We start from the raw sequence: 12,508 nt of genomic DNA on the forward strand, positions 1-12,508 counted from the left end.
TTGTGCGCGCATCGGGCGATGGTTCATTCCATCGGTCGATTCCTGAAAGGAAGCCCGCGTGCCTCAACAACAACCAAGCTCCACCACCCCTGATTACTCCGGCTTCTGGGTGGCCCTCGTTACCCCGTTCCGCGATGGCGCGGTAGACCATGCCGCCCTCGCCGCGCTGACGCGGCGGCTCGCCGACGATGGCGTGACGGGCTTCGTGCCCTGCGGCTCGACCGGCGAGGCCGCCGCGCTCGATGAAGCCGAGCAACTGGCCGTGCTCGATACCGTGCTGGCCGCGGCCGGCGAACTGCCGGTGATCATGGGCATTTCCGGCTACCACCTGGGCAGGGCCACGGCCTGGGCTCGCAAGCTCTCGGAACGCCCGCTGGCGGGCCTGCTGGTGGCCGCGCCGCACTACGTACGGCCGTCGCAGGCCGGCCTGCTCGAATGGTTCCGCGCCATCGCCGATGCCAGCACGGTGCCGGTGCTGGTCTATGACATTCCCTATCGCACCGGCGTCACCATCGCTCGCGACACGCTGCTGGCGCTGGCCGAACATCCGCGCATCCGCGGCATCAAGGACTGCGGCGGCGACATGGCCAAGACGCGCGCCGTGATCGCCGACGGCCGGCTGCAGGTTCTGACGGGCGAGGACCACCAGATCTTCGGCACCATGGCCGAAGGCGGCGCGGGCGCCATCGCGGCCAGCGGCAATGTGCAGACGCGCCGCTTCGTGCGGCTGGTGCGTTTGCTGGCGGACAACCGCCTGGCCGAGGCGCGCGCCGAATGGCAGGCGCTGCAACCGCTGGTGGAGATGCTCTTTGCCGAACCGAATCCCGGCCCGCTGAAGGCGCTGCTGGCGCATGCGGGCGAAATGCAGGACGAGTTGCGCTCGCCGATGACCCGCGCATCCGACGGCCTGCGCGAGCGCCTGGTGACGCTCGACGCCTCGCTCAACCGCCCGTGACGGGTGGAAAGAAAGCGACTTCGCAGCCTTCGCCCAAGGCGGCGGCTTCGTCGCTCATCGCCTGATCGAGCGCCATGCGCACCGCCTTGCCGCGTGCAAGCGCGGTGGCGTAGGCGCCGCCCCGGGCGATGAGTTCGTCGCGCAGGGCCGAAAGCGTCCCGGCCTTCGTGTCGACGGTTTCGCCGCTGCTGGAAAGGGCTTCGCGCACCGAGGCGAAGTAACGGATCTGGATCTTCATGTGACTCAACCCAGCAACGACGCGAACGGAATGAAGTCGACGGTGTCGCCCGCCTTGATCGTCCGGCCGGCCGGGTTATCGATCAAGCCATCGCCCCAGACCATCGAGGTCAGCACGCCCGAACTCTGGTTGCCGAACAGGTCGAGGCCACCGTCCGCGTTGCGCCGCGTGCGCAGGAACTCGCGGCGCTTGTCGGCGCGCAACCAGTCGAAATCGGCGCGCATCTTCACCGCTTCCGGCGCGACGCGCGTGGCGCCCTGCAGCGCCAACAGGAAGGGCCGCACGAGCATCAGGAAGGTCAGGAAGCTCGACACCGGATTGCCGGGCAGCCCCGTCACATGGCAGGCGCCCTGCCCGTTGCGGCGCGCGATGGAGCCGTAGGCGAAAGGCTTGCCGGGCTTCATCGACAGCGACCAGAGCTGCAACTCGCCCAGCGATTGCAGTGCCGCGCAGATGTGGTCTTCCTCGCCGACGGAGACGCCGCCGGTGGTGATGATCAAGTCGCTCGTCTCCGCCGCATCGCGCAACGCGGCGATGGTGGCTTCGCGGTCGTCGGGCACGATGCCCAGGTCGTTCACTTCGCAGCCCAGGCGGCGCAGCAGGGCCCGCATGAAGAAGCGGTTGGAGTTGTAGATGGCGCCGGGCTTCATCGCGTCGGGCGCGACCTCGCCGGGCATCACCAATTCGTCGCCAGTGGAGAGCATGGCCACGCGCGGCTTGCGGGCCACCTGCAGGCGGTCGAAGCCCACGCTGGCCGCGAGGCCGAGGGCGGCGGGCGTGAGGCGCTCGCCCTTCTTCAGCACGACGTCGCCCGAGGCCACGTCTTCGCCCGCGCGGCGGACCCATTGGCCGGCAGCGGGAACGATGGCGATGCGCACCGAGCCCAGGCTGCCTTCCTGCGGCGTGGCCGTGGTGTCTTCCTGCATCACGACGGCATCGGCGCCTTCGGGGATCTGCGCGCCCGTGAAGATGCGCGCCGCGGTGCCGGCCTCGAGCGGCGTGCCGACGGTACCTGCGGGGATGCGCTGCGTCACCTTCAGTTCGGCGCCCGATGCGGCACAGTCGGCCGCGCGTACGGCGTAGCCGTCCATCGCGCTGTTATCGCGCGGCGGCACGGTGAGGCCGGAGACGAGGTCCTGCGCAAGCACACGGCCGTCGGCGTCGAAGGTACCGACGCTCTCGGCGGGCAGCTTCGGCAATGCCTTCGCGAGCAGGACCGCGATCGCCTCATCGAGCGGCATCAGCGGCGGGCGCGAGGAAGAAGCGGCGAAAGGAACGGGTGAATCAGCCATGGTGATCGGGGTTGTATTCGAAGCGGTCGCCGCTGTCGATCAACCACCTCGCAATGGCCTCGGCGTCGTTGAGGTCGAACAACGGCCGCTCGGTGGGCGACGGCAGGCTGGCGGGCGCATCGGTGGCCACAGCGATGACGAAAGGATCGTCCGCGTACAGCACAGGCCGCGACGGCTCGCCCGCTTCCGGCAGCCGCCAGACCTCGATCTTGAGCACGTCGCTGTGGCGGAAGCCCTCGACCAGCACCCAGTCGGCAGCCGGGTGCACCTCGGCCAGCAGTTGGTGCACGCTGAGTTCGACGGGAGCCTCGAACTCGCGCATCACGGCCAGCCGCTTGTCGGAGGCGACGACCACCTCGAAGGCACCCGCCTCGCGGTGGCGGTAGGTGTCCTTGCCTGGATGGTCGATGTCGAACTTGTGGTGCGCATGCTTGACCACCGACACGCGCTGGCCGAGCTGCTTGAGCGCCGGGATCAGGCGCTCAAGCAGCGTGGTCTTGCCCGCGCCCGAATAGCCGGCGAAACCGACGACTTTCATGTCCCGGCGCGACCGCGATCAGCCACAGTTTTCGGCGATGTAGGCCTTGACGGCCTCGGCATCCGCAGGCAGCTTGACGACGCGCTTGGGCAGCGCCTCGATGCCTTCGAACTTCTTCGGCCGCGCGGGCTCCGCGCCGAGCGCCTCGACCAGCGTGGCCGCGAACTTGATCGGCAGCGCGGTTTCGAGCACCACCATCGGCACGCCGGGCACGAGCTGTTCGCGCGCGGCCTTCAGGCCGTCTGCCGTGTGCGGGTCGACCAGCGTGGCAAAGCGCTTGTCGGTGTCGCGAATGGTGGCCAGGCGGTCGGCGTGCGTGCTGCGGCCGCTCTTGAAGCCGAAGCGTTCGGCGGCCTGCTTGAACGCCGGGTCGGCGCTGAGGTCGAAGCTGCCCTGCAGGCCCAGGTCGTCCACGAACAGCTTGCGCAGCTTGGCCGCATCGCGCCCGACCAGGTCGAACACGAAGCGCTCGAAGTTGCTGGCCTTGCTGATGTCCATCGACGGGCTGGAGGTCTCGTGCGTGTCGACGGCCGCGCGCACGCGGTAGACGCCGGTGCGGAAGAACTCGTCGAGCACGTCGTTCTCGTTGGTGGCGACCACCAGCGTCTGGATGGGCAGGCCCATCGAGCGCGCCACGTGGCCCGCACAGACGTTGCCGAAGTTGCCCGAGGGCACGGTGAAGCTCACCGGCTTGTCGTTGCTCGCCGTGGCCTGGAAATAGCCGGCGAAGTAGTAGACGACCTGCGCCAGCAGTCGCGCCCAGTTGATCGAGTTGACGGTGCCGATGCGGTACTTGCGCTTGAAGCCCAGGTCGTTCGACACGGCCTTGACGATGTCCTGGCAATCGTCGAACACGCCGGTGATGGCGATGTTGTGGATGTTCTCGTCCTGCAGGCTGAACATCTGCGCCTGCTGGAACGGGCTCATGCGGCCGTCGGGCGAGGTCATGAAGACGCGCACGCCCTTCTTGCCGCGCATGGCGTATTCGGCCGCGCTGCCGGTGTCGCCGCTGGTGGCGCCGAGGATGTTGAGCTCCGCGCCGCGGCGGGCCAGCTCGTACTCGAACAAGTTGCCCAGCAGCTGCATCGCCATGTCCTTGAAGGCCAGCGTGGGGCCGTTGGACAGGGCTTCGAGGTACACGCCGTCTTCGAGCTCGCGCAGCGGCACGATCTCGTCGGTGCCGAACACTTCGGCGGTGTAGGTCTTCGCGCAGATCGCCTTCAGGTCGGCCGGCGGAATGTCGTCGATGTAGAGCGAGAGGATCTCGAAGGCCAGTTCGGCGTACGGCAGCGCGCGCCATTTGGCGAGCGTGGCAGTGTCGACCTGCGGATACGCCTCGGGCAGATAGAGGCCTCCATCGGGCGCAAGGCCTTCGAGGAGGATTTCGCAGAAGCGCTTGCGGTCCGGGTGGCCGCGGGTGCTCAGGTAGTTCACTTCAACTCTTCCTTGCGGATGCGCACGATGGGTTCGAGCACGGTCGGCAGTGCTTGCAATTCGGCGATCACGTCGTTGACGGTGCCTTCGCGCGCGTCATGCGTGAGGATGATCAGGTCGGTCTGCGTGGAACCTTCGCCGCCCACCTCGTCGGCTTCGCGCTGCAGCACGGCGTCGATGCTGATGCCGGCGGTGGCCAGCAGGCCCGTGACCTTGGCGAGCACGCCGGCCTGGTCGGCCACGCGCAGGCGCAGGTAGTAGCTGGTGACGACTTCCGACATCGGCAGCACCTTCAGGTCGCTCATTGCGTCGGGATGGAAGGCCAGGTGCGGCACGCGGTGCGCGGCGTCGGCCGTGTGCAGGCGGGTAATGTCGACGAGGTCGGCGATCACGGCGCTGGCGGTCGGCTCGCTGCCCGCGCCCTTGCCGTAGTAGAGCGTGGTGCCCACGGCGTCGCCGTGCACCACCACCGCGTTCATAGCGCCTTCGACGTTGGCAAGCAGGCGCTTGGACGGCACCAGCGACGGGTGCACGCGCAGCTCGATGCCCTTGGCGGTGCGCTTGGTAACGCCCAGCAGCTTGATGCGGTAGCCCAGCTGCTCGGCGTACCTGATGTCCTGCGCGGCGAGCTTGGTGATGCCCTCGATGTGGGCCTTGTCGAACTGCACCGGAATGCCGAAGGCGATGGCGCTCATCAGCGTGACCTTGTGGCCGGCGTCCACGCCCTCGATGTCGAAGGTCGGATCGGCTTCGGCGTAGCCCAGGCGTTGCGCTTCTTTGAGCACGGTCGCGAAGTCCAGGCCCTTGTCGCGCATCTCAGACAGGATGAAGTTGGTGGTGCCGTTGATGATCCCGGCCAGCCACTGGATGCTGTTGGCCGTGAGGCCTTCGCGCAGCGCCTTGATGATCGGGATGCCGCCGGCCACCGCAGCCTCGAAGGCCACCATCACGCCCTTGGCGTGCGCGGCCGCGAAGATCTCGGTGCCGTGCACGGCGAGCAACGCCTTGTTGGCCGTCACCACGTGCTTGCCGGCCGCGATGGCCTCGAGCACCAGCTGCTTGGCGATGCCGTAGCCGCCGATCAGCTCGATGACGATGTCGATGTCGGGGTTGGCGATGACTTCGCGCGCATCGGCAACCACCTTGACGCCCTCGCCGGCCACTTCGCGAGCGCGGGCGGTGTCGAGGTCGGCCACCATGGTGATCTCGATGCCGCGGCCGGCGCGGCGCTTGATCTCTTCCTGGTTGCGTTGCAGCACCTTGAAGGTGCCGCTGCCGACCGTGCCTGCACCGAGCAGGCCTACTTGGATGGGTTTCATTGGGATGGTCGCGTTCATGGTTTCGATGGTGTGGCGGCAGCAGCGATGCAGGCAGGCTTCATGGGCGCGACTTGCGGCGCAGGCGGTACTGCTCCAGGAACCTCGCGATGCGGTTGATGGCCTCGCGCAGGTCGTCCTCATGGGGCAGGAACACGATGCGGAAGTGATCCGGCGTGGCCCAGTTGAAGCCGGTGCCCTGCACCAGCATCACGCGGGTGTCCTTCAGCAGCTCGAGGAAGAACTGGCGGTCGTCGTCGATCGGATAGACCTCCGGATCGAGCTTGGGAAACATATAGAGCGCTGCGCTGGGTTTAACGCAGCTCACGCCCGGAATGGCGGTGATCAGTTCGTAGGCCAGGTCGCGCTGGCGGCGCAGGCGGCCGCCCTCGCACACGAGATCGTTGATGCTCTGGTAGCCGCCGAGCGCGGTCTGAATGGCCCACTGGCCCGGCACGTTGGCGCACAGGCGCATGTTCGAGAGCATGTTCAGGCCCTCGATGTAGTCCTGCGCGCTGCGCTTGTCGCCCGACACCACGAGCCAGCCGGCGCGGTAGCCGCACGAGCGGTAGCTCTTGGAAAGCGAATTGAAGGTGAGCGTGAGCACGTCGCTCGACAGGCTGGCGATGGCGGTGTGCTTGACGCCGTCGTAAAGGACCTTGTCGTAGACCTCGTCGGCGAAGATCACGAGGCTGTGTTCGCGCGCGATGCCCACGATGCTCTTGAGCAGTTCGTCGGAATACAGCGCACCGGTCGGGTTGTTCGGGTTGATGACCACGATGCCCTTGGTGCGCGGCGTGATCTTGGCGCGGATGTCGTCGAGGTTCGGCATCCAGCCGTTGGCCTCGTCGCACAGGTAATGCACCGGCGTGCCGCCCGACAGGCTCGTGGAGGCGGTCCACAGCGGGTAGTCGGGGGCTGGCAGCAGCAGTTCGTCGCCGTCGTTGAGCAGCGCGTTGGTGGACATGGCGATAAGTTCGCTGGCGCCGTTGCCCAGGTAGATGTCGTCGAGGGTGACGCCCGCAATGCCCTGCTTCTGCGTCTCGTGCATCACCGCCTTGCGCGCGGCAAAGACGCCCTTGCTGTCCGAGTAACCGGCCGATGCGGGCAGGTTGCGGATCATGTCCTGCTGGATTTCCTCGGGAGCATCGAAGCCGAACACGGCGAGGTTGCCGATGTTGAGCCTGATGATCTTCTGGCCGTCCTCTTCCATCTGCTTGGCGGCATCCATGATGGGACCGCGGATGTCATAGAGAACGTTGGCCAGCTTGGCCGATTTCTTGAGCTGCTTCAAAGGGCCCTCCCGGGCGCGGATTAACGGGTTGAAACGGGTTGCTTACTCGAAGGCAAAGGCCCTTGCGAGCCCCGTGGCACTAGGGAAAACCTATAATTTGACCACAGTTCCCAGTGCCCAGATGAAGCTCCAGCCCGACAAATCCGACGCCCAGTCCCTTACCGCGCACGGCCCCGGCTGGGTTGCGATCAACAACGAAAAGGTCGAAGGCAGCGTGGTGGTGGGCTCGCGCGGCGAGCGCTTCGAATGGAATTGCTCGAGCTTCGACCAGCTCGGCGCCGAACATTTCGAGCAACTGGCCTCCCTGGGCGCGGAATTGATCATTTTCGGCAGCGGAAACCGCATCCGCTTTCCCCAGCCTGGCTGGCTGAAGCCCCTGATGGCGCAACGCACCGGTGTGGAGACCATGGACACCGCTGCCGCCTGCCGAACCTACAACATCCTGGCTGGAGAAGGCCGGCACGTGATCGCCGCCCTGCTGGTCGAGAGCCCGCCGCGTGGCTGAGAGAGGTGTTTTCGGGGTAAAATACCGGGTTGCGAACAGGCCAGCTACCCCTAAGTTAGCAACGACCAATCCTCCATTCCTTGAGCAAGCCCCGTCCGAAACGGGGCGAGAGGGCTCAGGAGCGGAATCTAACGGAGAAAACAAGTTTCATGGCGATCGTTGTCAACAAACCCATTCCTGAATTCGACGCCAACGCCACGGGCGGCCTCAAGGTCTCGAATACCTCGCATCTCGGCCATGTGCTGGTCATGTATTTTTACCCGAAAGATAACACTCCGGGTTGCACTACCGAAGCCATGCAGTTCCGCGACCGCTATAAGGACTTCGAAAAGGCCGGTGCCACGGTGTTCGGCGTATCCCGCGACAACATGAAGTCGCACGACGAATTCAAGGCCAAGCTCGAGCTGCCCTTCGAACTCATCGCCGACACCGAAGAAAAAATGTGCCACATGTTCGGTGTCGTCAAGAACAAGATCATGTACGGCAAGAAGGTCAAGGGCATCGAGCGCAGCACCTTCCTGATCGGCGCCGACGGCATCCTGAAGGCCGAATGGCGCGGGCTCAAGGTTCCTGGCCATGTCGACGACGTGCTCAAGGCCGTCAAGGCGCTCAAGAAGGCCGCCTGACCGCCTCCCGGCGAGCCGGACGTGCGCTTTTCCGCTCTTGCGTGGGAAATGCCCAACGCAGTGCGTAAAGTGCCCCCGGCGCGTCATCCGCGGTGTGCATAATGGGCTCATGCCGTTGAGCTCCACGACCGCATCCCCCGAACAAAGCCGCCTTGGTCTTCAGGCGGCTTTTTTGTTTTCTGGTTCCCACTTTCTGCGAGCGATCTGACACATGCCATTGCCTCCCGCCCCCACGAAACGCGCTGCATTGCTCTCGCCGGACGCGATCGACGCACCCGCCCGGTCCTCGCACAGGGGTTCGCGCCGCTCCGGCGATTCGCGCGCTGACGAGACCACGGCGCGCAGCCCGCAGCCGCTGGAACTGTTCGACAGCCTCGGCACCGACGGTGCCGGCGGCGGCGAGACCGTGCGTCCGGCACGCCGGGCCAAGTCGAAACCGGCGCCCGCGCCCGTGAGCGCGCCCCAGCCGCAAGCCCTCATCCAGGTTGAGACGAAGGCACCGGTCGTCGCCGTTTCCCCTGCTCCCGCCCCGGCGCCGCAGGCACCGGCGCGGCCCAAACGCAGCAAATCCACCGGCCCCGCCAAGCTGTTCGTGCTCGACACGAACGTGCTGCTGCATGACCCGATGTGCCTGTTCCGCTTCGAGGAGCACGACATCTTCCTGCCGATGATCGTGCTGGAAGAGCTCGACGGCCACAAGAAAGGCACCACCGAAGTCGCGCGCAACGGCCGCCAGACCAGCCGCACGCTCGACGCGCTGGCCGCCGCGCAGGACGCCGACATCGACAGGGGCCTGAAGCTCGACACCACCGGCCACCGCGAGGCCGGCGGCCGGCTGTTCTTCCAGACCGCTCCGCTCGACTACTCGCTGCCGATCAGCCTGCCCCAGGGCAAGGCCGACAACCAGATCCTCGGCGTGGTGCACGCGCTGCGCGACGAGTACGCCAAGGACCGGCCGGGCAAGCCGAAGCAGGAAGTGGTGCTGGTATCGAAAGACATCAACATGCGCGTCAAGGCGCGTGCGCTGGGCCTGGCCGCCGACGACTACCAGAACGACAAGACGCTGGAAGACGGCGACCTGCTCTACGCCGGCTCGCTGGCGCTGCCGCCCGACTTCTGGACCCGCCAGAGCAAGACGGTCGAGAGCTGGCAGAGCGGCAGCAACACCTTCTACCGGATCAGCGGCCCGCTGGTGCCCAACCTGTATATCAACCAGTTCGTGTACTTCGAGGCGCCCGGCGAGCCGAGCATGTACGCCCGCGTCACCGAGATCCGCGACAAGACCGCGGTGCTCAAGACGCTGAAGGACTACAGCTCGGGCAAAAATGCGGTCTGGGGCGTGAACACGCGCAACCGCGAGCAGAACTTCGCGATGAACCTGCTGATGGACCCGGAGATCGACTTCGTCACGCTGACCGGCACCGCCGGCACCGGCAAGACCCTGATGGCGCTGGCCTCCGGCCTCACGCAGGTGCTCGACGACCGCCGCTACACCGAGATCATCATGACCCGCGCGACCGTGAGCGTGGGTGAAGACATCGGCTTCCTGCCCGGCACCGAGGAAGAAAAGATGGGCCCCTGGATGGGCGCGCTCGACGACAACCTCGAATTCCTGGCCAAGGGCGACGGCGGCGGTGCCGGCGAATGGGGCCGCGCGGCCACCAACGAGCTGATTCGCAGCCGCATCAAGGTCAAGAGCATGAACTTCATGCGCGGGCGCACCTTCCTCAACAAGTACGTGATCATCGACGAGGCGCAGAACCTCACGCCCAAGCAGATGAAGACGCTGATCACCCGTGCCGGCCCCGGCACCAAGATCATCTGTATGGGCAATCTTGCGCAGATCGACACACCGTACCTCACGGAAGGCTCCTCGGGCCTCACCTTCGCAGTCGACAAGTTCAAGGGCTGGCCGCACGGCGGGCACATCACGCTGGCGCGCGGCGAACGCTCGCGGCTGGCGGATTTCGCGAGCGACGTGCTCTAAGCCGCGGCTCCTGGCCGACAAGAGCCCGCGTGCCCCAAGGGGCGTCGCGGGCTTTTTTTCGCCTGCGATGACAGCCTGCTGACAAGACGTTGTCAGGAGCCGGTCCGCACCATCGGGGCTCCTTCAACCACACGAAAGAACACCCATGTACAAGCAGAACGCCATCAGCTGGTTCGAGATCCCCGTCGCCGACATGGACCGCGCGCAAACCTTCTACGAAACCGTGCTGGCCCGCAAGCTGCGCCGGGAGAACTTCGGTGGCCAGACGCTGGCCGTGTTCCCCTATGACGATCCCGCTACCGGCGGCGCCCTGCAGGCCGGCGCCAACGCGAGCGCGCGCGCCGGCACCGGCATCCGCATCTACCTCGACTGCATGCCCAGCATCGACGCCGTGCTCGCGCGGGTCGAGGCGGCCGGCGGCCAGATCGTGGCGCCCAAGTCCGCGCTGCCGCCTGGCATGGGCTTCATCGCCCACCTGCGCGACACCGAAGGCAACGAGGTCGGCCTCCACTCCCTGGAGTGATTCCGTCATGACGCAACGCAACTGGATCGCCGTGGCCAGCGCCGTGCATGCTCGGCGCGGCCGCGACCACCGGCCGCTCGGCTTCATGCAGGTCGGCCATGGCAAGCATGCGCCGCTCAAGCGGGTCGCGGCGGGCGACCGCGTCGTCTACTACTCGCCGGCCACGGTGTTCGGCGGCACGGACAAGCTGCAGAGCTTCGTGTCGATCGGCGTCGTGCAGCCCGGCGAGCCTTACGAGTTCGACATGGGCGACGGCTTCGTGCCGTGGCGGCGCGACGTGGCCTACGCGGCCGGGTGCGAGGCGCCGATCGCGCCATTGATCGAGCGCCTGGCCTTCATCGAGAACCCCAGGCAATGGGGCTACAAGTTTCGCTTCGGCATGTTCGACATCACCGATGCCGACATGAAGCTGATCGTCCGGGCCATGAAGGCCGATCCGAAGACGCTGGCACTTTGAGGACAAGCCCTATGGAACCCATCCGCCAACACCAGGACGCCTTCCGCGTCGCGGGCCTCACCGCCCGCACCACCAACCGTGAAGAAAACGCCCCCGCCACGGCCCGCATCGGCGCATTGTGGGATCGGTTCTTCGGCGAACAGACATACGAGTCAACGCCGCACCGCACCACTGACGTCCGCCTCTTCGGTGTCTACTCGGCCTACGAGTCGGACGCCCGCGACGCCTTCGACGTGACGACGGGCGTCGCCGTCTCGGGCGGCGAAGGCAGCCTTGCCATCGAGGCTGGCAACTACCTCGTGTTCACCGGCCAGGGCAAGATGCCGCAGATGATCATCGCCACCTGGCAGCGCATCTGGCAGTATTTCGAAGCTCACCCGGAAATCGCGCGCAGCTACCGCAGCGATTTCGAAGCCTACGAAGGGCCTGACAGGGTGGCGGTCTACATCGGAGTTTCATGAACATCAGGAAAAACCGGCGCGCCCGGCTGGCTGGCTGCCTTCATCTGCCGAACGTCAAGGCGGCCATGCAGCGCGGCAAGCACTGCTTCGTCGAAGGCTTCGCGAAGAAGCTCACCGAAACCCGCTGATGCGCCGCGCCGACCGCCTCTTCCAACTCGTGCAGCTCATCCGCGGACGCCGGCTCACCACGGCTGCGTTCCTGGCGCAGCGCCTCGAGGTGTCGGAGCGCACGGTGTACCGCGACGTGGCCGACCTGCAGCACCAGGGTGTGCCCATCGAGGGCGAGGCCGGCGTGGGTTACCGGCTGGGCGCGGGCTTCGAGCTGCCGCCGCTGATGTTCACGCAGGACGAGGCCTCAGCGCTGATGGCCGCGGCGCGGCTCGCGCAGAGCTGGGTCGATCCGGCACTGGCGCGCGACATCGAGACCGGGCTGGGCAAGATCCTGTCGGTGCTGCCGCCGGCGGCACGCGTCTCGGCCGAGGCGCTGGCACTCTATGCCCCTGCAATGGGCCTGGACGACACGCTGCGCACGCGGCTGCAGACGCTGCGCGAGGCGGTGCAGTCGCACAACAAGCTGCGACTGAGCTACCACGATGTGTCAGGCGATGCGAGCGAACGCACGGTTCGCCCGCTCGGCTGCTTCTATTGGGGCAAGGTCTGGACGCTCTCGACCTGGTGCGAGCTGCGCAACGACTTCCGCGGCTTTCGCCTCGACCGCATGGACACGATCGAAATGCTGCCCGAGCGCTTTCGCGACGAACCCGGCAAGACGCTGGCCGACCTGCTGCGGCAGGTGAAGGCCGAGACGGCGCACGGCAAGGCGATGAAGCAAAAGCCACCGACCTCGCCGCCCTGGTCCGGCAGCAACGCTGGCTGACGCGC

At 66.5% G+C, this 12,508-nt stretch carries 15 protein-coding genes; 9 read left to right on the top strand and 6 right to left on the bottom strand.

The genetic code is table 11. The features are described from left to right. The first annotated feature begins 58 nt into the window (after positions 1 to 58). Entirely contained in the window at positions 59 to 955 is an 897-nt protein-coding gene (dapA, locus tag ACEOAB_RS18660; protein ID WP_413748236.1) for a 4-hydroxy-tetrahydrodipicolinate synthase, read from the top strand. Here the strand turns inward: dapA and ACEOAB_RS18665 are convergent. The 6 genes from ACEOAB_RS18665 to ACEOAB_RS18690 are packed head-to-tail and all read right to left on the bottom strand — an operon-like array spanning position 942 to position 7,067. Continuing rightward, positions 942 to 1,193: a MoaD/ThiS family protein gene (locus ACEOAB_RS18665; RefSeq protein WP_056590769.1), complete on the bottom strand. Its 252-nt coding sequence runs from the start codon at positions 1,191 to 1,193 to the stop codon at positions 942 to 944. The two genes, dapA and ACEOAB_RS18665, sit on opposite strands and share 14 nt — an antisense overlap. A gap of 5 nt (positions 1,194 to 1,198) precedes the next feature. Beyond that, the gene (locus ACEOAB_RS18670) at positions 1,199 to 2,485 is read right to left on the bottom strand and encodes a molybdopterin molybdotransferase MoeA (protein ID WP_413748235.1); all 1,287 of its coding nucleotides are present in this window, start codon (positions 2,483 to 2,485) and stop codon (positions 1,199 to 1,201) included. Continuing rightward, positions 2,478 to 3,023: a molybdopterin-guanine dinucleotide biosynthesis protein B gene (gene mobB, locus ACEOAB_RS18675; protein WP_413748234.1), complete on the bottom strand. Its 546-nt coding sequence runs from the start codon at positions 3,021 to 3,023 to the stop codon at positions 2,478 to 2,480. The genes ACEOAB_RS18670 and mobB overlap by 8 nt, the downstream gene beginning before the upstream one ends. An 18-nt stretch (positions 3,024 to 3,041) precedes the next feature. After that, complete coding sequence (gene thrC / locus ACEOAB_RS18680; RefSeq protein ID WP_413748233.1) at positions 3,042 to 4,457, bottom strand: threonine synthase; 1,416 nt, start codon at positions 4,455 to 4,457, stop codon at positions 3,042 to 3,044. Then, positions 4,454 to 5,776 carry a homoserine dehydrogenase gene (locus ACEOAB_RS18685; RefSeq protein WP_056590756.1) on the bottom strand — a complete coding sequence of 441 codons (1,323 nt, stop codon included), beginning with the start codon at positions 5,774 to 5,776 and terminating at the stop codon, positions 4,454 to 4,456. Before ACEOAB_RS18685 ends, thrC begins: the two co-directional genes overlap by 4 nt. Before the next feature lie 58 nt (positions 5,777 to 5,834). Beyond that, positions 5,835 to 7,067 carry a pyridoxal phosphate-dependent aminotransferase gene (locus ACEOAB_RS18690; RefSeq protein WP_413748232.1) on the bottom strand — a complete coding sequence of 411 codons (1,233 nt, stop codon included), beginning with the start codon at positions 7,065 to 7,067 and terminating at the stop codon, positions 5,835 to 5,837. A 121-nt stretch (positions 7,068 to 7,188) separates the two neighbouring features. On the opposite strand from ACEOAB_RS18690, the gene ACEOAB_RS18695 reads away from it, so the two are divergent. From ACEOAB_RS18695 to ACEOAB_RS18730, 8 genes are all read left to right on the top strand, one after another. Then, complete coding sequence (locus tag ACEOAB_RS18695; RefSeq protein WP_056590750.1) at positions 7,189 to 7,572, top strand: Mth938-like domain-containing protein; 384 nt, start codon at positions 7,189 to 7,191, stop codon at positions 7,570 to 7,572. A gap of 149 nt (positions 7,573 to 7,721) precedes the next feature. Beyond that, positions 7,722 to 8,198, top strand: coding sequence for a peroxiredoxin (locus tag ACEOAB_RS18700; RefSeq protein ID WP_007830801.1), 477 nt, complete (start codon positions 7,722 to 7,724; stop codon positions 8,196 to 8,198). A 211-nt stretch (positions 8,199 to 8,409) separates the two neighbouring features. Beyond that, entirely contained in the window at positions 8,410 to 10,185 is a 1,776-nt protein-coding gene (locus ACEOAB_RS18705) for a PhoH family protein (RefSeq protein ID WP_056590748.1), read from the top strand. A 145-nt stretch (positions 10,186 to 10,330) separates the two neighbouring features. Further along, positions 10,331 to 10,708 carry a VOC family protein gene (locus tag ACEOAB_RS18710; RefSeq protein WP_007830797.1) on the top strand — a complete coding sequence of 126 codons (378 nt, stop codon included), beginning with the start codon at positions 10,331 to 10,333 and terminating at the stop codon, positions 10,706 to 10,708. A gap of 7 nt (positions 10,709 to 10,715) precedes the next feature. Beyond that, on the top strand, positions 10,716 to 11,165 hold the full coding sequence (locus ACEOAB_RS18715) for an EVE domain-containing protein (protein ID WP_495653040.1): 450 nt from the start codon (positions 10,716 to 10,718) through the stop codon (positions 11,163 to 11,165). Between the two features lie 11 nt (positions 11,166 to 11,176). After that, entirely contained in the window at positions 11,177 to 11,626 is a 450-nt protein-coding gene (locus ACEOAB_RS18720; protein ID WP_413748231.1) for a GyrI-like domain-containing protein, read from the top strand. Beyond that, positions 11,623 to 11,754, top strand: coding sequence for a hypothetical protein (locus ACEOAB_RS18725; protein ID WP_268810529.1), 132 nt, complete (start codon positions 11,623 to 11,625; stop codon positions 11,752 to 11,754). Before ACEOAB_RS18720 ends, ACEOAB_RS18725 begins: the two co-directional genes overlap by 4 nt. After that, a complete protein-coding gene (locus tag ACEOAB_RS18730; protein WP_413748230.1) occupies positions 11,754 to 12,503 on the top strand; it encodes a helix-turn-helix transcriptional regulator in 750 nt (249 codons plus the stop codon). The genes ACEOAB_RS18725 and ACEOAB_RS18730 overlap by 1 nt, the downstream gene beginning before the upstream one ends. The last annotated feature ends 5 nt before the right edge of the window (positions 12,504 to 12,508 follow it).

Source organism: Variovorax sp. Varisp53 (assembly GCF_059491555.1).

What these genes read in the sequence shown, in the direction of transcription:
- ACEOAB_RS18665 (WP_056590769.1), bottom strand. Translation starts at nt 1,193, where the DNA reads ATGAAGATCCAGATCCGTTACTTCGCCTCGGTGCGCGAAGCCCTTTCC.
- ACEOAB_RS18685 (WP_056590756.1), bottom strand. Translation starts at nt 5,776, where the DNA reads ATGAAACCCATCCAAGTAGGCCTGCTCGGTGCAGGCACGGTCGGCAGC.
- mobB (WP_413748234.1), bottom strand. Translation starts at nt 3,023, where the DNA reads ATGAAAGTCGTCGGTTTCGCCGGCTATTCGGGCGCGGGCAAGACCACG.
- ACEOAB_RS18710 (WP_007830797.1), top strand. Translation starts at nt 10,331, where the DNA reads ATGTACAAGCAGAACGCCATCAGCTGGTTCGAGATCCCCGTCGCCGAC.
- ACEOAB_RS18700 (WP_007830801.1), top strand. Translation starts at nt 7,722, where the DNA reads ATGGCGATCGTTGTCAACAAACCCATTCCTGAATTCGACGCCAACGCC.
- ACEOAB_RS18730 (WP_413748230.1), top strand. Translation starts at nt 11,754, where the DNA reads ATGCGCCGCGCCGACCGCCTCTTCCAACTCGTGCAGCTCATCCGCGGA.
- ACEOAB_RS18725 (WP_268810529.1), top strand. Translation starts at nt 11,623, where the DNA reads ATGAACATCAGGAAAAACCGGCGCGCCCGGCTGGCTGGCTGCCTTCAT.
- ACEOAB_RS18695 (WP_056590750.1), top strand. Translation starts at nt 7,189, where the DNA reads ATGAAGCTCCAGCCCGACAAATCCGACGCCCAGTCCCTTACCGCGCAC.
- ACEOAB_RS18705 (WP_056590748.1), top strand. Translation starts at nt 8,410, where the DNA reads ATGCCATTGCCTCCCGCCCCCACGAAACGCGCTGCATTGCTCTCGCCG.
- ACEOAB_RS18670 (WP_413748235.1), bottom strand. Translation starts at nt 2,485, where the DNA reads ATGGCTGATTCACCCGTTCCTTTCGCCGCTTCTTCCTCGCGCCCGCCG.
- ACEOAB_RS18715 (WP_495653040.1), top strand. Translation starts at nt 10,716, where the DNA reads ATGACGCAACGCAACTGGATCGCCGTGGCCAGCGCCGTGCATGCTCGG.
- ACEOAB_RS18720 (WP_413748231.1), top strand. Translation starts at nt 11,177, where the DNA reads ATGGAACCCATCCGCCAACACCAGGACGCCTTCCGCGTCGCGGGCCTC.